The organism is Antiquaquibacter metalliresistens, assembly GCF_029211225.1.
In the GTDB taxonomy this organism is placed as follows: domain Bacteria; phylum Actinomycetota; class Actinomycetes; order Actinomycetales; family Microbacteriaceae; genus Rhodoglobus; species Rhodoglobus metalliresistens.
In genome coordinates this window covers 141,478-165,257 of sequence record NZ_JARGEM010000003.1, presented here as the reverse complement: position 1 = coordinate 165,257, position 23,780 = coordinate 141,478, and the positions used below count along the sequence as shown (strand labels likewise).

Sequence of the window (23,780 nt, the reverse complement as noted above, 5' to 3'; positions counted from 1 at the left end):
ATGTGATTGTGGCCCTAGGGGGCCGTGGATTCCAGCTGTGGTGCTGGTGAACCCGTGCGGGCTCGGTCCGCCGACCGCGCCGCCGAGCCCAAGGGCACTCGGACGACGCTCAGCCAGGCGGCGCTATTCGCAGGAACGATCGTGCCGCTCCCGAAACTCTCCGAACCGAGCACCAGCTCGGCCCTCCACTCCCCCGGGACCGTCAGGTCGTGGTCGCCGAAGTTGACGACGCAGATCCCCGCACCGCGTCTGAGTGCAAGCAGCTCGGGATGCCCCGACTCCAGCCACTGCACCGACTTCTCCTCCCCGAACACCGCACGCCTGGCACTGATCGCCTTCCGGTACAGAGCCAGCGTGGATGCCTCGGACGCCGCCTGGCTGTTCGCCGCGTAGTCGCCGAACTCCGCGGGTTGCGGCAGCCAGGGGGCGGCGGTCGCATCGCTCGGGCTGAACCCGAAGGTCGGGGCGGTGGCATCCCACGGCATGGGCACGCGGCAGCCATCGCGACCGAGTTCCGCGCCACCCGAGCGCAGCCAGATGGGGTCCTGCCGCGCATCGTCCGGCAGGTCGAAGACCTCGGGCAGGCCGAGCTCCTCGCCCTGATAGAGGTATGCGGCCCCGGGGAGCGCGAGCTGCAGCATGATGGCCGCCTTCGCGCGCCGAACCCCGAGGTCGAGGTCGGCCGTGCCCTGTCGCCGGGCGGCCGCGATCATATCCGTCGGCAGCGGTGCGTCGAGGTGCTGCTCCTGCCCGTATCGGGTCGCGGTGCGATGCACGTCATGGTTCGACAGCGTCCAGGCGGGCGGCCCGCCGACCGCCGCCGCCTGGCCGAGCGCGCGCTCGATCGCGGCGGTCATCCGCGACGACTCCCAGGGCTGCACGAGCAGATCGAAGGTGAAGGCCTGGTGCAGTTCGTCAGGCACCAAGTACGCCGTCATGCTCTCGAGACTCGGCACCCAGATCTCGCCGACGAAGTACTTTTCGGGTTCGTTTTCGTCGCCGATGGCCCGCCAGCGGCGGTAGATGTCGTGCACCTCGGGCTGATCCCACATGCCGTAGTTGTGACCGTCACCGACGGCGTCTGGCATGTCGGCGGCCTTGAACAATCCGTGGGCGACATCGATGCGGAAGCCGTCGACACCGCGCTCGAACCAGAATCGCAGCACGCCGTCGAAGTACTCGACGACCTCCTGGTTGCGCCAGTTGAAGTCGGGCTGGCTGGAATCGAAGGCGTGGAAGTACCACTGCCCATCGGCGACCCGGGTCCAGGCAGGGCCGCCGAAGACGCTCTGCCAATTGTTCGGCGGGAGTTCGCCGGACTCCCCGCGGCCATCGCGGAACAGGAAGCGCTCGCGAGCCCGGCTCCCGGCGTCGGCGACGAGCGCTTCCTGGAACCAGGCGTGCTGATCGGAGCAGTGATTGGCGACCATGTCGAGCAGCAGCCGCATCCCGCGCGAGTGCGCTTCGGTGACGAGTCGCTCGAGATCTGCCACGCTGCCGTACGCCTCGTCGATGGCGTAGTAGTCGGCGATGTCGTACCCGTGGTCGCGCTGCGGCGACCGGTAGCACGGATTGAGCCAGAGCGCGTCGACGCCGAGGTCCTGCAGGTAGTCGAGCCTCGAGATGAGTCCGGCGAGGTCGCCGACCCCATCACCGTTGGCGTCGGCGAACGACCGCAGGTAGATCTGGTACACCACCGCGTCGTGCCACCACTGTGTGCTCATGCTCGCCTTCGAGTCAAAGTTTAGTTAACCGATACACTAAACAATCCGGATGAGGAATGCAAGTGTCGACAAGGCCCGCCCCGCGGATGCAGGACGGGCCTTGTCACGGGCTCAGCGCCCGCTCCCGGGCCGCGCGAATGATGCTTGCGGCCGCGCGACCGAGGTCTCCGTTCAGAAGGTCGGATAGATGTCTATGACATCCCCGCCCGTTCCCGTGTAGTTGCCGCCCGTCGACCAGGTCGCATCGTTGATGAGTGGCTTGAACTCGAAGGTCACCCCGTCGGGGATCCGCTCGAGTTCGAACTCCCACACGTCGGAGGCGACATTGCGCGCGGCCCTTCCCGCCGTCCAGCTGAACGGATAGGTGTCGCCACGAATCGCGATGTTGTTGCCGAGCCCGACGTTGTAGTGCACCCGAACCGTGGTGGTGTTGCGCGCCTCCGGCGAGTACGTCGCCGGCGATCCCGGCACGTAGACGGCGGTCTCGTGCTCCCCCAGGGTCACCGTGATCTGCTTGCCCGTGACGCCGCCCGAAACCACGGTCACCGTCTCGCTCGTGTCCATCGCGTTGGTGAGCACCGTGTTCACCGCGATCGTGCTCTCGGCTCGCAGCGGAATCGTGCGCGTCTGGTTGGTCCAGGAGTTGCTCGACAGGGTGATTGCTTCCGCCCCTGACGAGTCGTCGCGACGCGAGAAGCCGTACACGCTGGTGTCCGACCACATCTCGCGCTGCGTACCGACCTGCAACGCCGGGTACGCGGCCCGCATGGCCGTCAACTGCTGAATGTGGTTGTAGAGGTTGGAGTCCTCGTCGAAGCTGGACATGTCCTTGCGGTTGTCCTTATTGGCGATGGGATTCTCGGAGGCGTTGCCGTTGCCGTCATCCGCCTGCTCCGTGCCGTAGTAGATCACGGGGATGCCACGCGTCGTCATCATGAACGTGAGCGCCGACCGAAGCCGCTGGTAGTTGTCGTTCGCCCAGGTCAGGAATCGCGCCCGGTCGTGGTTGTCGATGAAGGTCTCCAACTTGTTCGCGTCGACGTACTTGTAGTCCTGGTCGAACAGGTCGCCAAGCGCGTTCATGTCCGTGTCGGCTGCAAAGGCACTCCGCACCGCGAAGAAGTAGGGGAAGTCCAGCTCGCCCCACTGATAATCCTGATACTCGGAGACGTAGTCGACATCGCCGACGAAGACCTCCCCGAATGTCGGAACCTCCATGGCGTCTTCGAAGTCCTCGAGCCAGGCCTTGGGCACCGAGCGCGCGGCATCCACCCGGATCCCATCGAAGCCCATGTCGACCCAGTCCTTATAGGTGTCGATCAGGTAGTTCGACACCGTCGAGTTGGACTGATCGAGATCGTCGAGCCCGCCCAGGTCGCACTGCTCAATCTGCGTCTGTGTCTCGAGTCCGTTGAAGAGGCAGTCGCCGTTGTGGTGGTAGTACGCCGAGTTGTCCAGCGGGCTGGCCGGCTTATAGGTGCTCGGCGAATACGTCGTCGCCGTGCCATTGAAGTAGTCCGCGGTGTGGTTGGGCACGACATCGAGGATCATCTTCAATCCGAGTCCATGGGCGGTGTCGATGAGGTCCTGAAGCTCCGCCGTGTCTCCGAAGTGCTCGTTGGGTGTCGCGAAGTCGCGCGTGAAGTAGCCGTGATAGCTCGCCTCGTTGTTATCCCGCGACAGCGGTTGCTGGTCGGAGACCGGCGAAAGCCAGATCGCTGTGACACCCAGATTCGCGATGTACTCAAGCTTCTCGGTCAGCCCCGCCCAGTCGCCGCCGTGGTAGAACCCGAGGTCGTCGGGGTCGTACTCGCCGTTGCTGGTGTCGTTGTTGCTCGAGTCGCCGTCGTAGAAGCGATCGACGAGCACCTGGTAGATGACGTCACCCTCCTCCAGGAGTCCCGGGGAGGGAGGCGGGTCGGCCTGTGCCGGAACGGCGACGGAGCCCAAGAGCATGACCGCCGCGGCCAGGAGTGCTGCGATCCATCGACCGGGGTGCCCGGAGGCAGCGTTCGGCTGGCGTTTTCTCTGCATAATCTGACTTCCTCGTCTGATCAGTGCACCCGGCCGCGTAGGTTCACACTTTAGTAAATCGATAAAACACCCTACGGCGAGCGCGCGTCAAGACGGCCAAATGGGGGACCGGCGGCCGCGCGCGGCTCGTCGTTCACTCGACGGACTCGGGCGAGGCTAGCGCCCCAGGAACTTCTGCAGGCTCGCGAGTTCTTCCTCGCTCGGGCCGCCGGGCTTCGATCCCAGGCCGAACCCCGAACCGGCCGCCGCCCCGCCGCCGAGCGGCTTGCCCGCCGCGAGCGCCGCATTCTCCGCCGCGCGCTTGGCGGGGTTGCCCGAGCGCGATCCCTTCTTCTTCGGCTGCTGCTTGCCGCCGCCGAACTTCTGACCGGGGATCGGCCCCATGCCGGGGATCTGCGGGGTGCCGCCCTTGGCGACGGTCTTCATCATCTTCGCGGCCTGCTCGAAACGGTTCACGAGCGCGTTGACCTCGGTCACGGTCGTGCCCGATCCCTTCGCGATGCGCAGCCTGCGAGAACCGTTGAGCAGCTTCGGCAGTTGCCGCTCCTGCCGGGTCATCGACTGGATGATGGCCTCGGTGCGCGTGATCTCCGACTCGTCGAAGTTGTCGAGCTGCTGACGCATGCCCTTCGCGCCCGGCAGCATGCCGAGCATCCCCTTGATGGAGCCCATGTTCTTGAGCTGCTGCATCTGGCCGAGGAAGTCCTCAAGGGTGAAGGTGTCGGTCGCGAACTTCTCCGCGACCTTGCGCGACTCCTCCTCGTCGAAGGTCTTCTGCGCCTGCTCGATGAGGGTGAGGATGTCGCCCAGGTCCAGGATGCGGCTGGCCATGCGATCCGGATGGAACGGCTCGAAGTCGTCGAGTCCCTCCCCCGTGGAGGCGAACATGATCGGTCGACCGGTCACGGAGGCGACCGAGAGCGCGGCGCCGCCACGGGCATCGCCGTCGAGCTTGGAGAGCACGACGCCGGTGAAGTCCACGCCGTCCTGGAAGGCGCGCGCGGTCTGCACCGCGTCCTGACCGATCATGGCGTCGATGACGAACAGCACCTCGTCGGGGTTGATCGACTTGCGGATGTCGGACGCCTGCTTCATGAGCTCGGCGTCGACGCCGAGGCGACCGGCGGTGTCGACGATGACGACGTCGTACTGGCGACGCTCGGCCTCCTTCACACCGTCCTTGGAGACCTTGACCGGGTTGCCCTTGCCGTTGCCCGGCTCCGGCGCCCACACCGGCACGCCCGCCTGCTCGCCGACCACCTGAAGCTGGGTGACGGCGTTGGGACGCTGCAGGTCGGCCGCCACGAGCAGCGGGGTGTGCCCCTCAGACTTGAGCCACTTCGCGAGCTTGCCCGCGAGCGTCGTCTTACCGGCGCCCTGGAGGCCCGCGAGCATGATGACGGTCGGCGGCTTCTTCGCGAACTCGAGCCGACGCTGCTGCCCACCCAGGATCGTGATGAGCTCGTCGTTGACGATCTGCACCACCTGCTGGGCCGGGTTCAGCGCCTTCGAGACCTCGTCACCGAGGGCGCGTTCGCGCACGCGACCGGTGAACTCCTTGACCACCTCGAGCGCGACGTCGGCGTCGAGCAGCGCGCGACGGATCTCGCGGACGGTGCCGTCGACATCCGCGGGGCTGAGCTTGCCCTTGCCGCGGAGGTTCTTGAAGGTCTCAGCGAGACGATCGGTGAGGTTTCCGAAGATGGCCATGGTGCGCCCAGTTTAGATCAGGCTGCCTGACGAGCTGTCAGGGCGGCCACCGCATTACGGTAGTGCCATGGCATTGATCATCACCATTGGCGACAACACCCCCGCCGTTCCCGACTCGGCGTTCGTCGCCCCGAACGCGACCCTCGTCGGGGATGTCACCCTCGGCGAGCGAGCGAGCGTGTTCTACGGCGCGGTGCTGCGCGCGGACACCGATCGCATCACGATCGGCGAGGGCACGAATCTGCAGGACAACGTCGTCATGCACGTCGACGACGGTGTTCCCGCGACGATCGGAGCCCGCGTGACCGTCGGCCACGGCGCGGTGCTGCACGGTTGCACGGTTGAAGACGATTGCCTCATCGGGATGAGCGCGACCGTCATGAATCACGCCGTGATCGGCACCGGTTCGCTTGTCGCCGCCGGGGCGCTCGTGACCGAGGGCACGATCGTGCCCCCGCGCTCACTCGTGGCGGGCGTGCCCGCAAAGGTGCGCCGGGAGCTCACCGACGATGAGTACGCCGCGGTGCTCGCCGGCGCGGCGCACTACCTCGAGATCTCCACGCTGCACCGCGACGCCTTCTAGCGCTCGGCCGTCGCCTGCGGCGCTAGTCGAGGAGGCCGCTCACGAACACGTGCGGGGTGAACCCCGTCAGGTCGCCGATGCCCTCGCCCTGCCCGACGAGCTTGATCGGGATGCCGGTGCGCTCCTGCACGGCGAGCACGAAGCCGCCCTTCGCCGAACCGTCGAGCTTGGTGAGCACGAGACCCGTGACACCGGCGTGCTCGATGAAGGCCTCCGCCTGGGCGAGTCCGTTCTGACCGGTGGTCGCATCGAGCACGAGCAGCACCTCGGCGATCTCGGTCTGCTTCTCAATGACGCGCTTGATCTTGCCGAGCTCGTCCATGAGCCCGCTCTTGGTCTGCAACCGACCGGCGGTGTCGATGAGCACGATGTCGATGCCCTCGCGTTGCGCCAGCTCGACGGTCTGGAAGGCGACGGATGCCGGGTCCTGCCCTTGAGCCTGCGGCCGCACGATCCGCGCTCCCCCACGTTCGGCCCACGTCGCCAACTGCTCGACGGCCGCCGCCCGGAACGTGTCCGCGGCCCCCACCACGACGCTGCGGCCGTAGTTGGTGAGGAACTTCGCGAACTTGCCGATCGTCGTGGTCTTGCCGACCCCGTTCACGCCGACGACGAGCACGACCGCGGGGCGCGCGGTGAGGTGCAGGGTGGGGTCGAGGCGGGCGAGGCGTTCCTCGAGGCTCTCGCGCAGCATCCGGCGCAGGTCGGCGGGGTCGGTGGTGCGGTACTTGGCGACGCTCGCGCGCAGCTCCGCGACGATGTCATCGGTGATGTCGGGGCCGAAGTCGGCCTTGATCAGGGCGTCTTCGAGGTCGTCCCAGGTGTCGTCGTCGATCGTCTTGCGCGTGAACATACCGCGCAACGCGTGCCCGAGCGACCATGGTTCAGCCATGCCTCAAGGTTATCGCCCGGGTCGGCCGGCATATGGCTCAGCCCTGCAGTTCGGATTCCTGCTCCTCCTCGATGCCCGTGCGCCGCCTGCGGCGCCGCGCGAGATAGTTGTCGACGCCCCAGATCGCGACGGCGACGACACCGAACGCGACGAACAGGCTGATCCAGCGCACGAAGTCGCCGGGGATGTCGCCCCAGCTGCCCGGCACCGTGAACAGCACGAACATGAAGGCGACCAGGCCGATCGCGTAGGCGATCGCCCACACCCACTTCTTCCACTTCATGAGCGTGGCGCCGTCGAGGCGCGCCAAGGGCAGCAGCGCGAGCGGCAGGGTCGAGATGCCTTCGATCGTGAGCCCGCTGAAGAACTCGGTGATGAAGACCGTGACCGCGTTGTCGCCCTTGATCGGGGTGAGCAGGCTGTAGCCGATCCAGCCGACCGCCGCGGCCACGAGACCGAAGGCCGAGCCGAGCAGGATGACGAGCGCGTCCCGCGAGAGGGCGAGCGTCATCCCGAACGCCAGACCGGCGACGAGGCCGAAGATCACGCCGGGGTTGAAGTCGAGCAGTCTCGCGACGATCACGGCGATGGCCACGACGATCAGCGACCCCCAGCGGAACTTGATGTACGGTCGCGCGTCGGGCTGCACCCGCCTCATCACGAGCTTGACGAGCGTCCAGACCCCGAGGTTGAACACCAGGAAGCCGAGCAGTCCGCTCAGCAGCACGCGCAGCGACATCAGGTTGAAGCCGAACGCCGGGTCCACGAAGCCGCCGATGACCGCCGCCGCGACGAAGCCGGGCCAGATCAGCCACCCGGGCGGACGACGACGCGGCTGCGTCGGGTCACCGGCGGCGGAGCGCCAGCACCGGCGCAGTGCCGCCGCGAGGGCGTCGTAGCGGGCTCCGATCACCGATCCGAGCAGCGAGCCCGGATACCCGACGATCAGCATGAGCATCACGGCCGAGCCGCCGAGCACGAGCCCCTGGGTGGGGGTGATCGCGGCATCCTGCATCGTCTTGAGGGTGCTGAGCACGCTCGGGTCGGCGATGCCGGTGGCGTCGTAGTCCTCGTTGACGAAGATGTCGATCAGGATGCTGGGGCCGGTCAGCGCCGGATCGTTCTCGCTGCCCACGCCGTCGGCATAGACCATCGAGACGATGTTGAGCCCGTTGCGGGCGTTCGAGAAGCGCGCGCTCGCCCATTGGGCATCCGGGCCCACGGCCGCCAGCCCGGTCGAGTCGACCTGCCCGGAGTCGCGCACGCCGTCGGCGTCGATGTAGCTGATCACGGGCGTCTCGATCCAGCCAGCGCGTTCGAACGCCTGGATCATCTCGACGTAGCGCTCGACGCTCGCATCGGTGGTCAGCAGCACGTACTGGGTCTGCTGGTCGCCGAAGCTCGTGAGCCGCGATGCGCAGTCAAACTCGAACCCGCGCAGCGGTGGCGGGAGGTACCGGGTCTCGACGGTGAAGAACTCGTAGCCGCCGCCGGCGAAGCGCGTGTCGGCGCAGGCCGCTTCGTCGGCGCGGGCCGGGGTGGTGGCGCTGAGCGCGAGCAGGGCGATGAGGGCGGCGACGACGGCGCTGACGAGGCGGGCGAGCCGTGGCATCCGGAGATGAGATTCGGTCACGCGCACACGTTAGCGAGCGCGGGGCGAGCGGCGCTAGCTCGCCCGTTCCGTGTTCACGCGCTGCCCGACGACGGCGCTGATGCCATCGGCGCGCATGCTCACGCCGTAGAGGGCATCGGCGATCTCCATCGTGCGCTTCTGGTGCGTGATCACGATGAGCTGGCTGGTGCGGCGCAGGTCTTCGAAGATGGTCAGCAGGCGCCCCAGGTTCGCGTCGTCGAGCGCCGCCTCCACCTCGTCCATGATGTAGAACGGGCTGGGGCGGGCCTTGAAGATGGCGATGAGCAGGGCGACCGCGGCGAGGCTGCGCTCACCGCCCGACAGCAGACTCAGCCGCTCGATCTTCTTGCCCGCGGGCTTCACGGTGACCTCGATGCCCGTGGTGAGCAGGTTCTCGGGGTCGGTGAGCTGGATACTGCCGGTGCCGCCCGGGAACAGCACCGGGAACACCTCGTTGAACGCCGCCTTCGTGTCGTCGAAGGCGTCGGAGAAGATGTGCTGCATCTTCTCGTCGAGCTCCTCGATGATCGTCAACAGGTCTTTGCGCGTGTTGGTGAGGTCGGTGAGCTGCTCGGTGAGGAACTTGTGGCGCTGCTCGAGCGCGTCGAACTCCTCCAGCGCGAGCGGGTTGACCCGACCCAGCTGCGCGAGCTTGCGCTCCGCCTTGGCCAGCCGCTCCTGCTGCTCGGCGCGTACGAAGGGCTTGCTCGGCATCCCCTCGCCGCCCTCGTGGCGGCCCGCTTCGCCCGCCTCTTCGCGCGCCGCTTCGCCCGCCGCTTCGCCCGCCGCTTCGCCCGCCGCTTCGCGCAACTCATGGTCTGCGGCATCCGACCCGCCATCGAGGGGGGCGGATGCCGGCGTGTCGGTGCCCGCCCCATGAGTTGCGAGAGGGGTGAGAGGGGCGGGGGTGGCGGCGTCGTCCGGCACCGGGACGGCGGGGCCGTATTCCGCCACGAGCACGTCCTCGACGAGACCGAGTTCCTCGCCGGCGCGTTCCAGCAGGGTCGAGAGGTGCAGCTTCTTCTCGTAGATCTGCATCTCGAGGCCGTGCACGTTCTCGCTGATCACCGCGAGCCGCTCCCGCAGGGCGCCTTCCTCACGACGCAGCGTCGCGAGCTCCTCGTTCTGGGCGCTGCGCTCGGCCTCCTTCGAGGCCAGTTCGACACGAGCCTGGGAGACGGATCGGTCGATCGAGTCGAGCACGGACGGCAGCGCCGCGATCACCCGGTTCGCCGCCGCGACCTGGCGGTTGCGGATCACGGTCAGGCGCGCCTGCTCGGCGGCCGCCTCGCGCTCCGCGACGAGCTGTTCGGCGAGCTGGTCGGCGCGCGCCCGTTCGGCGCGAACGCGCTCACGAATGGTCTCCAGCTGGATGCGCAGCTCGAGCTCCTTCGAGCGCGCGACCTCGACCTCCTCGAGCACCCCATCGCGTGCCGAGACGTCGAGCATGGGACGCGGGCGGGCTGCGGCCTCATCGTGCTCGGCCTTCGCCCGCTCGAGACCGACCTCGGCCTCGCGAACCTTCTCGGCGGTGACCTCGAGCCCCTGGGAGAGGCGCTCCCACTCCGCCTGCGCGGCCTCCAGCTGGATGCGGAATCGGCCGAGTTGCTCGGACTGGGCGGCGATGGCGGCGTCGTACTCGCGCAGCGCGGTGAGGGCGGTGGCGGCATCCGTCTTCGCGGTCTCGAGCGCGCCGCGCTTCTCGGCGAGCGCGAAACGGGTGCGCTCGATCTGGGTCGTGACGGTCGCGAGGCTCGCGGTGGCCGTGTCGCGCTCAGCGACGAGTTCCAGTCGGGAGCGCTTGGCGCCGGAGCCGCCGCGCAGCACGTACCGGGTGAGCACGTCGCCGGAGCGGGTGACGAACGTCGCATCGTCCGGGGCGTGCGAGAACGCGGCTCGCGCGGCCTCCAGGTCGTCGGCGATGAGCACGGACGCGAGCAGGCCCAGCACGCCGTCGGGGGCCGTGACGACCTCGGCGGCCGCCACGACGCCGGCGGCGGTGATCGCCGCGATCCTGGGCGCCTCGGCGATGACCACCTCGACGCGGCCGAAGTCCTTGCTCGCGGAGTGCGCGAGCGCATCGATCGCCGCGTCGCGGTCGTCGGCGAGCACGGCGTCGGCCAGTGAGCCGAGGGCCGCGGCGATGGCGGCCTCGTAGCCCGGCTGGATCTTCACGTGCTCGGCGACGAGGCCGCGGATGCCGGAGAGCTTGGCCGCGACGAGCGCACTCGATCCGTCCTTCTGGTCGACCGCGAGGCTCAGCGCGGAGCTGCGCGCGGCGAGCGCATCCCGTTCGCGCTCGGAGGCGTGCAGCTCGTCGCGCAGCGCCTCGATCTCGGCCTGCAGTGCGGTGACCCGCTCCTCGGCGGCCTCGTAGGCGGCGTCGAGCGACCCGTCGCCCTCCTCGCTCGTGGCGGCCTCCGCCTCGAGCGCCACGAACTCGGCGCGGGTGGCGTCACGCCGCTGCTCCGCCTGTTCGAGCGCGTTCTGCTGGCGCAGCAGCTCACCGCGCGCGCTCGCGAGCTTGGACTGGGCCACCTCCACGCGGGAGGCGAGACCGGCGAGCTCGAGGTCGTGTCGGGAGACGAGCGCGCTCTGCGCGGCGATCTCCTCGTCGAGCGAGTCGAGGGATGCCTTCGCCGTCGCCACGCCCGCGGCGGCGGCACCGAGCGCCTCCTCCGCCTGCGCGACGGTCGCCGCGAGCCGCTCGGCCTCGTCGCGCGCCTCCTGCACCGTGGCCTGGCTGATCGTGGCACCCGTGGCCGGCGAGTCGCTCTGCTGGCCGAGCAGGGCGAGCCGCTGGTTGGCGAGGGTGTAGAGCCCGCGCAGCCGTTCCTGGGCGGACTCCAGACCGAAGGCGACGCGACGGGCGACATCCACGGCATCCCCGACCTGGGCCTGCTCGAGCCGGCCCTCGCGCAGCTTGGCCTGATCGAGCTGCTCCTGCAGCACGATGCGCTCCGTCTTGCGCTCCGACTCGCTGCGGCTGAAGTCGGTGATGGCGGCGCGCAGTTCGACGACCTCGTCCGCGAGCAGGCGGGCGCGGGCATCCCGCACGATCGCGGCGATCGACGCGGCCTCCTTGGCGATCTCCGCCTGCGCGCCGAGGGGCTTGAGCTGGCGACGGATCTCCCCCGCGAGGTCGCTGAGGCGGGTGAGGTTCGCCTGCATCGCATCGAGCTTGCGGATGGTCTTCTCTTTGCGACGACGGTGCTTGAGGATGCCCGCGGCCTCCTCGATGAAGCCGCGCCGGTCCTCGGGGCTCGCGTGCAGCACCGCATCCAGCTGCCCCTGGCCCACGATCACGTGCATCTCCCGGCCGAGACCGCTGTCGGAGAGCAGCTCCTGCACGTCGAGCAGGCGGCATTGCTCGCCGTTGATCGCGTACTCGCTGCCGCCGTTGCGGAACAGCGTGCGGCTGATCGTGACCTCGGTGTACTCGATCGGCAGCGCGCCGTCGGAGTTGTCGATGGTGAGGATGACCTCGGCTCGGCCGAGCGGTCCCTTCGTGGCGGTGCCCGCGAAGATGACGTCTTCCATCTTGCCGCCGCGGAGGGTCTTGGCCCCCTGCTCGCCCATGACCCAGGCGAGGGCATCCACGACATTCGACTTGCCGGAGCCGTTGGGCCCGACCACGCACGTGACACCCTGCTCGAAGGCGAAGGTCGTCGGTTGCGCGAAGGACTTGAACCCCTTCAGGGTCAGGCTCTTCAGGTACACGGCGCTCCGCTCGACATCTTCGGGCTAGGGTACCCGACCGCACGGCCTTGACACGGGCGGCTGACCGCGGGCAGTCTGGTCGGCTGCCGAAACGGCGGCTCCCAGCATCCCACGAGGAGAGACCCGCCATGTCCGGCTTCACGATCGACGAGATCGCCATCCCGAACACCAGCGACGGCCCCGATGCCGCCGACTACGCGCGCGCCGTCGAGATCGGCAACACGGTCGACGCGATCGGCTATGGCACCACGGAGCTCGCATACGAGCCCGCGGAGGAGCTCACCTGGTTCCGAAACGAGCATCTGCCGAGACGGATGCTGGCGGCCCGCGTCGACGGCGACATCGTCGCCCGCGCGATCTACGAGACGAGCCTCGGCGACGGCGCGGACTCGGCGTGGCTGACCGTGCAGGTGCTGCCCGAGTTCCGCGGGCGCGGCATCGGCACGGCGCTGGCCGACGCCGTCGAGTCGCTCGCCCGCGCCGACGGCAAGGCGAAGGCGCTCGTGTACACCGCCGTGCCCGAGCAGACCGGGCCGAGGCTCACGCCGCCAACCGGCGTCGGGTCGATTCCCGCCGGCGCTCGCGACGTCGCCTTCCTGCAGTCGCGGGGATACGCCCTCGAGCAGGTGGAGCGGTTCAGTCGCCTCGAGCTGCCCGTGCCCGACCTACAGTCCAGACTCGAGGCCGCCCGGGAGCGCAGCGGCGCGGACTACCGGGTGGTGACGTGGATCGGTCGCACCCCCGAGGAATGGGTGGAGGATCTCGCGCTGCTGGGCACTCGGATGAGCACGGATGCGCCGACGGCCGGGCTCGACGAACCGGAGGACGTGTGGGACGCCGACCGCATCCGAGCGGCGGACGATCGCAACGAGCGCCTCGACCCGCGCGAGCGTCTCACCGCGGGTGCGGTGCACGTGCCGAGCGGCCGGCTCGTGGCCTTCACGATCCTGTCGGTGCCCAGGCAGTCGCATCGCGCGGTGGCGCAGTACGCGACACTCGTGCTGCGCGAACACCGCGGGCATGCGCTCGGCATGCTCGTGAAGGTCGGCAACCTGGAGCAGCTCGCGCGGCTTCGGCCGGGGCATCCCTCGGTCACGACCTTCAACGCCGAGGAGAACCGGCACATGCTCGACGTGAACGAGTCCCTGGGCTTCGTCGCACGCGGCGCGGAGAGCGCCTGGCGAAAGGACCTGGCATGAGCTTCACGATCGACGAGCTCACGATCCCGACGAGCATCGATGCGCCCGGCGGCGACGCGTTCGCCGAGATGGTGCACGTGCGCAACGCGATTGAGGCGCACAGCTTCGGCGGCGACGACCTCGTCTACGAGCCCGAGGAACTGTTGCCGGGCTGGCTCGACCCCTACGAGCCGAAGCGGCTCTTCGTCGCGCGGGTCGACGGACGCATCGTCGCGCGCGCGATCCACGAGATCCAGACCGAGGCGGCGACGGATGTCTCGTGGCTGAGCGTGGAGGTGCTGCCCGAGTTCCGCGGCCGCGGCATCGGCTCGGCGCTGTACGACGCGGTGGTCGCGGTCGCGACCGGACTCGAGCGCACGACCCTGCAGGCCTACGCGATGGCCCGCCAGCAGCCCGGCGACCGCCTCGAGGCGCCAACGGGGTTCGGGTCGGTGCCGCTCGCCGACCCGGGCGTGCGGTTTCTGCTCGCCCGCGGGTGGAGCCTCGAACAGGTGGAGCGATCGAGCAGGCTCGCACTGCCGGTCGTCGACCTCGCGGAGCGCGTCGAGGCGGCGGCGGCATCCGGGCCCGACTATCGCGTGCACACCTGGGTCGGAGCGACGCCGAAGCACTGGCTCGAGGACATCGCGATGCTCGCGACGCGCATGAGCACGGATGCCCCGAGCGCCGGACTCGACGCGACCGAAGACATCTGGACGGTCGAGCGCGTGCTCGACGACGAAGCACGGCAGGCCGAGAGTCCGCGACGTCAGTTCATCGCGGCGGTCGAGCATGTGCCGAGCGGTCGACTCGCGGGCTTCACCGAACTGAGCGTGCCGCCGCAGCCGAACCGCGCCGTCGCCCAAGGGGACACGATCGTGCTCAGCGAGCATCGTGGCCACCGCCTCGGGATGCTGCTGAAGGTCGCGAACATCGCCCACCTGGAGCGCCTGGAGCCCGGTCACCCCTCCATCACGACCTTCAACGCGGAGGAGAACCGCCACATGCTCTCGGTGAACGAAGCCGTCGGGTTCGTCGCGGTCGGCTACGAGGGGGCGTGGAAGAAGACGCTGACCTGACCCGCTCCGCCCCACTGAGGGGTGGGGTGAGGGTGTGGCTAGCGCAGACGCTGGCAGTGCGCGCAGAAGTGCGAGCCGCGGTTCATGAACGACTCGCGCACGATCGGCCGGCCGCAGCGCGGGCACGCCTTGCCCTGCTGTCCGTAGGCGTTGAGCGAATGCGCGAAGTAGCCGGACTGGCCGTTCACGTTGAGGTATTGCGCATCGAAGCTCGTGCCGCCCTCGGCGAGGGCCCGGTCGAGCACCAACCGCACCTCGGCGAGCAGGGCCTGAGCGCGGCGGCGGGAGAGCGTGGCCGTGGGCTGCTCGTAGTGCACGCGTGCGGCCCAAAGTGCCTCGTCGGCGTAGATGTTGCCGATGCCGCTCACGAGGCTCTGGTCGAGCAGGGCACGCTTGATGGACGTGTGCTTGCGCGCGAGCCGCGCGAAGAACAATCGCTCATCGAACCGCGGGTCGATCGGGTCGCGGGCGATGTGCGCAACCTGCGAAGGGATGAGCTCGTCGGGATGATCCGCCGCCGGCACGAGACGGTCGATGGCCATCGAGCCGAAGATGCGCTGGTCGACGAAGTTCAGCCGCAGGGCCCCGTGGGCGGGGTGTTCGAGGTCGATGCGGATGCGGGTGCGCGCGTCATCCACACCCGGCTCACGCAGCAGCACCTGACCGGACATGCCGAGGTGCACGACGACGGCTTCCTCCGATTCCGCGATGGGAATCCACAGGAACTTGCCGCGCCGCTGCGGCCCGAGCAGGCGCGAGCCCGTCAGTCGCGCCTCGAAGTCGCCGCCGAGATGACGCCGCAGCGAGCGCACGTCGAGCACCTCCACGGATGCCACGGTCGCCCCATCGACGGCCGGTGCGAGTCCGCGGCGCACCACCTCGACCTCGGGAAGCTCGGGCACGGCGCTATTTCGGCTGCTGCAGCAGGGTCCACGCCTCGAGCGCGGCCGCCATCTCGGCCTGCTTCTTGCTCGAGCCCTCGCCGGTGGCCACGGGCGCGTCGCCGAGCAGCACGCTGGCGGTGAACCGCTTGGAGTGGTCGGGCCCGCTGTCGGTCACGTGGTAGCTGGGCATGCCACGACCGAGGCGCACGGCGAGCTCCTGCAGGCTCGTCTTCGGGTCCATCGCGGCGCCGAAGCGGCTGGGGTCGGAGAGCAGGGGTTCCACGAGCCGCAGCACGAGGTCGGTGGCGACATCCCCGCCCTGGTCGAGGTAGGTGGCGCCGATGATCGCCTCGACGGTGTCGGCGAGGATGGAGGACTTGTCGCGGCCCCCGGTGAGCTCCTCGCCCTTGCCGAGGCGGATGTGCTCGCCGAGCCCGATCGTGCGGGCGATCTCGGCGAGCGCGAGGGAGGAGACCAGGGATGCCCGCCGCTTGGCGAGCTCGCCCTCGGCTACATCGGGGTGATCGTGGTACAGCCGCACCGTCACCGCCTGGCCGAGGATCGAATCGCCGAGGAACTCGAGGCGTTCGTTGTGGGCGAGGCCGCCGTGCTCGTAGGCGTACGAGCGGTGCGTCAGGGCAAGCTGAAGCAGCTCGGGGTCGACAACGACCCCAAGCGCTGCTGAGAGGGTCGAGTCGTCGCTCACGGCGCTACCGGAGTCGAGGATTCATTCGGTGTCGCCTGCAAGGCGAACCCAAAAACACTAAACGTCGGCGACCTTGCGGCCCTTGTACTCCATGTACAGGGGCGTGCCGGCGGAGTCCTCGACGACCTTCGCGCGGTGCGGGAGGCTGTAGGTGACCTTGCCGTTCTCGATCGTCTTGACGAGCGTGGGGGCGTCAGCCTTCCACTGGGCGCGGCGCATGCGGGTGGAGGCCCGCGACATCTTGCGCTTGGGAACTGCCATGGCTCTATCTCTTCTCTGTGCTGGAGTCTTCGGCGTCAGGCAGTTCGAGTCCGGCAAGGGCCGCCCACCGTGGATCGGCGGGAGCCTCGTGCTCGTGACCCGGATTGTCCAGCAACCGCGCCCCGCATTCGGGGCACAGGCCTGGGCAATCGTCCTGGCACACGGGTTGGAACGGCAGTGAAAGAACCACCGCATCCCTGACCACGGGTTCGAGGTCGACGTGATCGTCGTGAACCTCGTAGTCGAAAGCTTCGTCAAGAGAATACGCGAAAAGCTCCTGGAATTCGACCCGGAGCCGCTGGGCGACGGGCGTGAGGCACCGCACGCACTCCCCTTCAGCGGTGCCGGTGACCACACCGGAGACGAGAATGCCGTCGTGCAGCGACTCGAGTCGCGCATCGATGTGCAGCGTCGAACCCGCGCGCACGCCGATCACGGCGTTGCCGAATCCCTCCGGCACGACGATGTCGAGCTGCTTCTCACGCATCTCGCCCGGGCGGTGCATGAGGTCGTACACGGGGATCGTGTACGGGGTCTTGGTGAAGTGCGGCACGATGGTCGATTCTACCCGCCGGGGCGTGCGGCCGCCGGGTCGACGGCTACTCCGCGACGGCGATGAGCCCCATCTCGGCGGGCGAGGCGAGCAGCGGATGCCTCGGCACCACGCGCACCGTGTAGCCGAAGCTCCCCGACCGAGCCAGCGGCACCGTGCCGGCGAACACCACGGGCTGCCCCGGCTCGGACGCGAGCTCGAGCGGCACGTGCTGCACCTCGTCGAGCACGTCGCCCTCGGAGGCGCGACCGTACGCGACCTCCACCGCGATGTCGTCGGGGCCGAGGCCGTCGAGGGCGACGGTGGCGCGCAGATGCAGTTCGTCGCCGACCTGGGGCACGGCATCCACCCCGCCGGACTCGACGTGCGCGACGTGCACCGCCGGCCACGCGGCGATCACCTTGGCCTTCCACGCGGCGAGCTCGCGCGCCGGCGCGTACTGGTGGGCACTGATCGCGCGTTCGGCGTCGGCGGCCGGTCGGTAGAGACGCTCGACGTACTCGGTGACCATGCGGTCGGCGGAGAGCGCCGGCGACAGCGTCGCGAGCGTGTGGCGGATCGAGTCGATCCAGCGGTGCGGAACGCCGTCGTCGCCGCGGTCGTAGAACCGTGGCGCGATCTGGTGCTCGATCAGGTCGTAGAGGCTCTCCGCCTCGAGCTTGTCGCGCTCGGCGCCGTCACCGGCGGAGTCGGCGGAGGGAATGGCCCAACCGTTCTCCTCGTCGTAGAACTCGGCCCACCAGCCGTCGAGGATCGACAGGTTCAGCGAACCGTTGAGCGCGGCCTTCATGCCCGAGGTGCCGCAGGCCTCAAGCGGGCGAAGCGGGTTGTTGAGCCAGACGTCGGTGCCGGGGTAGAGCAGCTTCGCCATCGCGATCTCGTAGTTCGGTAGGAACACGATGCGCTCGCGCACCTCGGGCTCGGCCGCGAATTCCACCAGCCGCTGGATGAGGCGCTTGCCCTCGTCGTCGGCGGGATGCGACTTGCCGGCGATCACGAGCTGGATCGGCCGCTCGGGGTGCAGCAGCAGCGCGCGCAGCCGCTCCGGGTCGTGCAGCATGAGCGTGAGGCGCTTGTACGTGGGCACGCGGCGGGCGAAGCCGATCGTCAGCACGTTCGGGTCGAGCAGGCTCGAGAACCAGGCCGGGTCGCCGACGCCGGGGTTCTGCTCCTGCCAGGCGAGCGAGACCCGACGGCGCGCCTCGGTGACCAGCTGCGCACGCATTCGGCCGCGCGCGGCCCAGAGCTCGGCATCCGTGAGCTCGGGCGACGACCAGTCGACCACGGTCGTCTCGCTCGAACCGAAGGTGCGCTGCGCGAGGGCGAGCATCTCCGGGTCGGTCCAGGTGGGGGCGTGCACACCGTTGGTGATCGAGGTGATCGGCACGTCGTCTGCGTCGAACCCCGGCCACAGCGCGCCGAACATCTCGCGGGAGACCTCGCCGTGCAGCTTCGAGACGCCGTTCGCCCGCTCGGCGAGCCGCAATCCCATCACGGCCATGTTGAACTTCGTCGGGTCGCCGCCCTGGTAGTTCTCGACCCCGAGTGCGACGACGTCCGCGGCATCCACGCCGGGCAGCAGATCGCCGGAGAAGTAGCGGGTGATCATCTCCAGCTCGAAGCGATCGATGCCCGCGGGCACCGGCGTGTGGGTGGTGAAGACGGTGCCCGCACGCACGACCTGCAGGGCCTCGGCGAACGAAAGTCCGTCGCCGATGAGATCGCTGACGCGCTCGAGCCCCTGGAATCCGGCGTGACCCTCGTTGGTGTGGAAGACCTCGGGTTCCGGCGCCCCGGTGAGCTCGACATAGGTCTTGATCGCCCGCACCCCGCCGATGCCGAGCAGCAGCTCCTGCAGCAGCCGGTGCTCGCCCCCGCCGCCGTAGAGCCGGTCGGTGACGGTGCGCAGCGACTCGTCGTTCTCCGGGATGTCGGTGTCGAGCAGCAACAGCGTGATGCGCCCCACGCGCACCTGCCAGATGCGCGCGTACAGGGCGGATCCGTCGGGCAGCGCGAGTGCGACCCGCGCCGCGGTGCCGTCCGGATGGCGCAGCACGGTGAGCGGCAGGCCGTCCGGGTCGAGCACCGGGTAGCTCTCGAGCTGCCAGCCGTCGCGCGAGATGGACTGCCGGAAGTACCCGGAGCGATAGAACAGCCCGACGCCGAGGATCGGCACGCCGAGGTCGCTGGCGGCCTTGAGGTGATCGCCCGCGAGGATTCCGAGGCCGCCCGAGTATTGCGGCAGGGCCGCGGCGATACCGAACTCCGGCGAGAAGTAGGCGATCGAGGCCGGCGCGCCCTCCAACGTCTGGTACCAGCGCGGCGCACTCAGATACTCGTGCAGCTCGGCGAGCAACTCGTCGGCGGCCCGTACGAAGGCGGCGTCCGCCGCGAGCTCGGCGAGGCGCTCCGGGCCGACGGCCCCCAGCAGCGCGATCGGGTCGTGACGGCAGTCCTCCCAGCGCTGGGGATCGATCGATCGGAACAGCTGCCGCGTCGGCTCGTGCCACGAGCGGCGGAGGTTCATGGAGAGCTCGTCCAGCGGGGCGAGCGCGGCGGGGAGCACCGTGCGGACCGTGAACCTTCGGATGGCCTTCATCTCTCCGACACTAGGCCAGGGACATTACGCCGCGGTAAAACGCACGCTAGGCGGTAACGTCGAAATCGTGGCTACCGAGTACGCGCCGAAGCTGGGTCGCATCCCGATCCGATTCCTGACGCCGCAGCAACCCGAGAACCGGTGGCCGGCCAAGGCCTACGTCGGCGAGGTGGTGCCCTTCGGTGCGACCGTGTTCCGCGAGGGGCACGACGCGATCGGCGTCGAGATGCTGCTGACCGACCCGCTCGGCGTGCAGACCGTGCACCGGATGTCGCCGGTCGCGCCCGGCACGGACCGTTGGCAGGCGCTCGCGGTGCTCCACACCCCCGGTGAGTGGACCTGGCAGGTGCGGGCCTTCGCGGACGAGTGGGCGACCTGGCATCACAACGCCGCCATCAAGATCCCGGCCGGCATCGACGTCGAGCTCATGCTGGAGATCGGTGCCCAACTGCTCGCGCGCGCGCCGCGCCGCGCGATCGTGCAGCGGGCCGCGGCGGTGCTCGCGTCGCCGGTGAGCGCGGCCGAACGCTGGGCGGTGCTGAACGACCCGAAGCTCACCGAGGCGATCGAGACCAAGCCGGTGGCCAGCCTCGACACGTTCAGCGAGACCCTCAGCCTGCGGGTGGAGCGCGAACGGGCGGGCGTCGGCAGCTGGTACGAGTTCTTCCCGCGCAGCGAGGGCGCCAAGCGGGCCAAGGACGGCACCTGGACCTCCGGCACCTTCCGCACCGCGGCCAAGCGGCTGCCCGGCGTGGCGGCGATGGGTTTCGATGTGCTCTACCTTCCGCCGATCCATCCGATCGGGGTCACCGGTCGCAAGGGTCCCAACAACACGCTCACGGTGGGCCCGCAGGATCCCGGCTCGCCGTGGGCGATCGGCGCGTCAGCCGGAGGGCACGACGCGATCCACCCCGACCTCGGCGACGAGAAGGACTTCGCGTTCTTCCTCGGCGCCGCCGCGCGGGCCGGCATCGAGATCGCGATCGACCTGGCCCTGCAGGCCTCCCCCGACCACCCGTGGGTGCGGGAGCATCCCGAATGGTTCACCAGGCTGCCGGATGGCACGATCGCCTACGCCGAGAACCCGCCGAAGAAGTACCAGGACATCTACCCGGTCAACTTCGACAACGACCCGGCCGGTATCCGCGCCGAGGTGCTGCGCATCATCCGGCTCTGGATCTCGCGCGGCGTGCGCATCTTCCGGGTGGACAATCCGCACACCAAGCCCCTGCAGTTCTGGGAGCTCGTGCTGCACGAGATCAACGGCGAGTTCCCCGACGTGGTCTTCCTGGCCGAGGCGTTCACGCGGCCCGCGATGCTGCACTCGCTCGCGCAGGTGGGCTTCCAGCAGTCCTACACGTACTTCACGTGGCGCAACACCAAGCTCGAACTCGAGGAGTTCCTCACCGGGCTCTCCAGTCAGACGGACGCCTTCCTGCGGCCGAATCTGTTCGTGAACACGCCCGACATCCTCACCGAGTACCTGCAGTTCGGTGGCGTGCCGGCGTACAAGGTGCGCGCCGCCATCGCCGCCACCGCCAGCCCGTCCTGGGGTGTGTACGCCGGCTACGAGCTGTTCGAGCACGTCGCGCGCCCGGGCTCCGAGGAGAACATCGACAACGAGAAGTACGAGTACAAGCAGCGCGACTGGGTCGCGGCCGAGAAGGCGGGAACCTCGCTGGCGCCGTACCTGACCAGGCTCAATGCGATCCGTGCCGCCCACCCGGCCCTGCGCCAGCTTCGCAACCTCAGCGTGCACTGGAGCGACGACGACTCGATCCTCGTCTACAGCAAGGTGCTCGACGCCCGGTTCAACGGCGGCACGACGGACGCCGTGATCGTCATCGCCAATGTCGATCCCCACTCCGTGCGCGAGACGGTCGTGCATCTCGACCTGACCGTGCTCGGGCTCGAGCCCGATGCGCACTTCGAGGTCGTCGACCTCGTCACGGGCATCCGCTACGACTGGGGCCGCGACACCTACGTGCGGCTCGACGCGTTCACCGAACCGGTGCACATCATGCACGTGCACTACCCGAGAGGTCACTGATGACGCTGCCCGAGCTGCACCCGGATCATGTCGCAGCACTGGCGGCGGGCGCGCATCCGCGTCCGCACGACACACTCGGGCAGCATCCGGTCGGTGAGCACTGGGTGTATCGCGTGCTGCGCCCGCTCGCGTCCGCGGTCACCGTGGTGCGGGCGGACGGTTCTCGCGTGCCGCTGGTGCATCTCGCGAACGGGCTGTGGCAGGGCGTCGCCCCCGCACCCGCGCAGGCCTACACCGTGGAGGCGGAGTACGACGCTGCCCCGAGCTGGGTGGCGGACGACCCCTACCGCTTCGTGCCGACAGTGGGCGAGATCGACCTGTACCTGTGGGGCGAGGGTCGTCACGAGCAGCTCTGGCAGGTGCTCGGCGCCCACTGCCGTCCGCACGAAGACGTCGACGGCACCGCCTTCTCGGTGTGGGCGCCGCACGCCCGCGCCGCGCGCGTGATCGGCGACTTCAACGGCTGGAACGGCGTCGGCCACGCCATGCGCCGCCTCGACGACAACGGCGTCTGGGAGCTCTTCGTGCCCGCGCTCGAACCCGGCACCGCCTACAAGTTCGAGCTGCTCACCGCCGCCGGCGAGTGGGTGAAGCGTGCGGACCCGATGGCGCGCTACACCGAGGTGCCGCCGGCCACGGCATCCCGCGTCGGACAGTCGCTCTACACCTGGGGCGACGACGACTGGATGACCCGGCGAGCGCAGACCGACCCGCACAACTCCCCCATGTCCGTGTACGAGCTGCACGTGGGCTCGTGGCGCCCGGGACTCGACTACCGCAGCCTCGCCGACGAGCTCATCGCCTACCTCGAGCTCACGGGGTTCACGCACGTCGAGTTCATGCCGCTCGCCGAGCATCCCTTCGGCGGCTCCTGGGGATACCAGGTCACCGGGTACTACGCGCCGACCAGCCGGTTCGGGCATCCCGACGACCTCAAGTACCTCATCGACCGGCTGCACGGCGCCGGCTACGGCGTGCTCATGGACTGGGTGCCCGGGCACTTTCCGAAGGACGAGTGGGCGCTCGCGCGCTTCGACGGTCAGCCGCTCTACGAGCACTCCGATCCGCGCCGCGGCGAGCAGCTCGACTGGGGCACCCTGATCTTCGACTTCGGGCAGTCCCAGGTGCGCAACTTCCTGGTCGCGAACGCCCTGTACTGGCTGGAGGAGTTCCACATCGACGGGCTTCGGGTGGATGCCGTGGCATCCATGCTCTACCTCGACTACTCGCGCAAGGAGGGCGAATGGCTGCCGAACCAGTACGGCGGGCGCGAGAACCTCGAGGCGATCGCGTTCCTGCAGGAGGTCAACGCGACCGCCTACAAGCGCAACCCCGGCATCGTGATGATCGCCGAGGAGTCCACGAGCTGGCCGGGCGTGACCAAGCCGACCTCGCAATCCGGGCTCGGATTCGGCCTGAAGTGGAACATGGGCTGGATGCACGACTCCCTGCAGTACATGGCCGAAGACCCCATGTACCGCTCGTACCACCACAACGACATCACGTTCTCGTTCTTCTACGCGTTCAGCGAGAACTTCATGCTGCCGATCAGCCACGACGAGGTCGTGCACGGCAAGGGATCGCTGCTGCACAAGATGCCGGGCGACCAGTGGCAGAAGCTCGCGAACGTGCGGGCCTACCTGAGCTTCATGTGGGCGCATCCGGGCAAGCAGCTGCTGTTCATGGGCAGCGAGTTCGGGCAACCCTCGGAGTGGAGCGAGGAACGCGGGCTCGACTGGTGGATTCTCGACCAGCCGGTGCACCAGGGGCTGCAGGCGCTCGTGGGGCAGCTGAACCGGGTGTACCGCGACACCCCGGCGCTGTGGGAACAGGACAACACCGCTGCGGGGTTCGAGTGGCTCGACGGCGGCAACGCCGCGCAGAACGTGCTCGCCTTCCTGCGCTGGTCGGCGTCGGGCGCGCCGCTCGTGGGCCTGTTCAACTTCAGCGGCAACCCGGTGGGACCGTACCGGGTCGGTCTGCCCTTCGCCGGCACCTGGCGTGAGGTCGTCAACACGGATGCCGTGGAGTTCGGCGGGTCCGGCGTCGGCAACTACGGCGCGGTCGAGGCCAGCACCGAGGGATTCCACGGCCGCCCGGCCTCGGTGGAGCTGACGCTGCCCCCGCTCGCCGGCCTGTGGCTCACGCCGGCCTGACCCGAGGGATCGCGCGGC

General features: G+C 69.0%; 16 protein-coding genes. 5 read left to right on the top strand and 11 right to left on the bottom strand.

What is annotated here, in order from left to right:
- Positions 1-14 precede the first annotated feature (14 nt).
- The 3 genes from PYV02_RS06345 to ffh all read right to left on the bottom strand — a co-directional run bounded on the left by PYV02_RS06345 (position 15) and on the right by ffh (position 5,468).
- Positions 15-1,724, bottom strand: coding sequence for a glycoside hydrolase family 13 protein (locus PYV02_RS06345; RefSeq protein WP_275757303.1), 1,710 nt, complete (start codon positions 1,722-1,724; stop codon positions 15-17).
- 171 nt (positions 1,725-1,895) lie between these two features.
- Positions 1,896-3,758 (bottom strand): alpha-amylase family glycosyl hydrolase, encoded by a 1,863-nt coding sequence (locus PYV02_RS06340; RefSeq protein WP_275757301.1) that lies wholly within the window; start codon positions 3,756-3,758, stop codon positions 1,896-1,898.
- A gap of 156 nt (positions 3,759-3,914) precedes the next feature.
- Positions 3,915-5,468 (bottom strand): signal recognition particle protein, encoded by a 1,554-nt coding sequence (gene ffh, locus PYV02_RS06335; protein WP_275757299.1) that lies wholly within the window; start codon positions 5,466-5,468, stop codon positions 3,915-3,917.
- 67 nt (positions 5,469-5,535) lie between these two features.
- Between ffh and PYV02_RS06330 the strand changes: the two genes are divergently transcribed.
- Positions 5,536-6,051, top strand: coding sequence for a gamma carbonic anhydrase family protein (locus PYV02_RS06330; RefSeq protein WP_275757297.1), 516 nt, complete (start codon positions 5,536-5,538; stop codon positions 6,049-6,051).
- Between the two features lie 22 nt (positions 6,052-6,073).
- Here the strand turns inward: PYV02_RS06330 and ftsY are convergent, their stop codons facing one another.
- The 3 genes from ftsY to PYV02_RS06315 are packed head-to-tail and all read right to left on the bottom strand — an operon-like array spanning position 6,074 to position 12,296.
- Positions 6,074-6,943, bottom strand: coding sequence for a signal recognition particle-docking protein FtsY (gene ftsY, locus PYV02_RS06325; protein WP_275757295.1), 870 nt, complete (start codon positions 6,941-6,943; stop codon positions 6,074-6,076).
- A 37-nt stretch (positions 6,944-6,980) separates the two neighbouring features.
- The gene (locus PYV02_RS06320; protein WP_275757293.1) at positions 6,981-8,576 is read right to left on the bottom strand and encodes a hypothetical protein; all 1,596 of its coding nucleotides are present in this window, start codon (positions 8,574-8,576) and stop codon (positions 6,981-6,983) included.
- 33 nt (positions 8,577-8,609) lie between these two features.
- Positions 8,610-12,296, bottom strand: a complete 3,687-nt coding sequence (locus tag PYV02_RS06315; RefSeq protein ID WP_275757291.1) for an AAA family ATPase — start codon at positions 12,294-12,296, stop codon at positions 8,610-8,612.
- 128 nt (positions 12,297-12,424) lie between these two features.
- On the opposite strand from PYV02_RS06315, the gene PYV02_RS06310 reads away from it, so the two are divergent.
- Positions 12,425-13,495 carry a GNAT family N-acetyltransferase gene (locus tag PYV02_RS06310; protein WP_275757289.1) on the top strand — a complete coding sequence of 357 codons (1,071 nt, stop codon included), beginning with the start codon at positions 12,425-12,427 and terminating at the stop codon, positions 13,493-13,495.
- On the top strand, positions 13,492-14,553 hold the full coding sequence (locus PYV02_RS06305) for a GNAT family N-acetyltransferase (RefSeq protein ID WP_275757287.1): 1,062 nt from the start codon (positions 13,492-13,494) through the stop codon (positions 14,551-14,553). The genes PYV02_RS06310 and PYV02_RS06305 overlap by 4 nt, the downstream gene beginning before the upstream one ends.
- A 38-nt stretch (positions 14,554-14,591) precedes the next feature.
- Here the strand turns inward: PYV02_RS06305 and mutM are convergent, their stop codons facing one another.
- The 5 genes from mutM to glgP form a co-directional block, all read right to left on the bottom strand.
- A complete protein-coding gene (gene mutM / locus PYV02_RS06300; RefSeq protein ID WP_275757285.1) occupies positions 14,592-15,455 on the bottom strand; it encodes a bifunctional DNA-formamidopyrimidine glycosylase/DNA-(apurinic or apyrimidinic site) lyase in 864 nt (287 codons plus the stop codon).
- 4 nt (positions 15,456-15,459) lie between these two features.
- On the bottom strand, positions 15,460-16,143 hold the full coding sequence (rnc, locus tag PYV02_RS06295; RefSeq protein WP_275757283.1) for a ribonuclease III: 684 nt from the start codon (positions 16,141-16,143) through the stop codon (positions 15,460-15,462).
- A 57-nt stretch (positions 16,144-16,200) separates the two neighbouring features.
- A complete protein-coding gene (gene rpmF / locus PYV02_RS06290; RefSeq protein ID WP_275757281.1) occupies positions 16,201-16,404 on the bottom strand; it encodes a 50S ribosomal protein L32 in 204 nt (67 codons plus the stop codon).
- A 4-nt stretch (positions 16,405-16,408) separates the two neighbouring features.
- The gene (locus PYV02_RS06285) at positions 16,409-16,921 is read right to left on the bottom strand and encodes a YceD family protein (protein WP_275757277.1); all 513 of its coding nucleotides are present in this window, start codon (positions 16,919-16,921) and stop codon (positions 16,409-16,411) included.
- Between the two features lie 82 nt (positions 16,922-17,003).
- Complete coding sequence (glgP, locus tag PYV02_RS06280) at positions 17,004-19,556, bottom strand: alpha-glucan family phosphorylase (RefSeq protein WP_275757275.1); 2,553 nt, start codon at positions 19,554-19,556, stop codon at positions 17,004-17,006.
- Positions 19,557-19,623: 67 nt separating this feature from the next.
- On the opposite strand from glgP, the gene PYV02_RS06275 reads away from it, so the two are divergent.
- Entirely contained in the window at positions 19,624-21,606 is a 1,983-nt protein-coding gene (locus tag PYV02_RS06275; protein ID WP_420833597.1) for an alpha-1,4-glucan--maltose-1-phosphate maltosyltransferase, read from the top strand.
- Positions 21,606-23,762: a 1,4-alpha-glucan branching protein GlgB gene (glgB, locus tag PYV02_RS06270; protein WP_275757273.1), complete on the top strand. Its 2,157-nt coding sequence runs from the start codon at positions 21,606-21,608 to the stop codon at positions 23,760-23,762. The genes PYV02_RS06275 and glgB overlap by 1 nt, the downstream gene beginning before the upstream one ends.
- Positions 23,763-23,780 lie beyond the last annotated feature (18 nt).

Excerpts from the sequence above, each read along its gene's own strand:
- rpmF (WP_275757281.1), bottom strand. The coding sequence starts at position 16,404 with ATGGCAGTTCCCAAGCGCAAGATGTCGCGGGCCTCCACCCGCATGCGC.
- PYV02_RS06345 (WP_275757303.1), bottom strand. The coding sequence starts at position 1,724 with ATGAGCACACAGTGGTGGCACGACGCGGTGGTGTACCAGATCTACCTG.
- ffh (WP_275757299.1), bottom strand. The coding sequence starts at position 5,468 with ATGGCCATCTTCGGAAACCTCACCGATCGTCTCGCTGAGACCTTCAAG.
- PYV02_RS06330 (WP_275757297.1), top strand. The coding sequence starts at position 5,536 with ATGGCATTGATCATCACCATTGGCGACAACACCCCCGCCGTTCCCGAC.
- PYV02_RS06310 (WP_275757289.1), top strand. The coding sequence starts at position 12,425 with ATGTCCGGCTTCACGATCGACGAGATCGCCATCCCGAACACCAGCGAC.
- glgP (WP_275757275.1), bottom strand. The coding sequence starts at position 19,556 with ATGAAGGCCATCCGAAGGTTCACGGTCCGCACGGTGCTCCCCGCCGCG.
- PYV02_RS06340 (WP_275757301.1), bottom strand. The coding sequence starts at position 3,758 with ATGCAGAGAAAACGCCAGCCGAACGCTGCCTCCGGGCACCCCGGTCGA.
- ftsY (WP_275757295.1), bottom strand. The coding sequence starts at position 6,943 with ATGGCTGAACCATGGTCGCTCGGGCACGCGTTGCGCGGTATGTTCACG.
- glgB (WP_275757273.1), top strand. The coding sequence starts at position 21,606 with ATGACGCTGCCCGAGCTGCACCCGGATCATGTCGCAGCACTGGCGGCG.
- PYV02_RS06305 (WP_275757287.1), top strand. The coding sequence starts at position 13,492 with ATGAGCTTCACGATCGACGAGCTCACGATCCCGACGAGCATCGATGCG.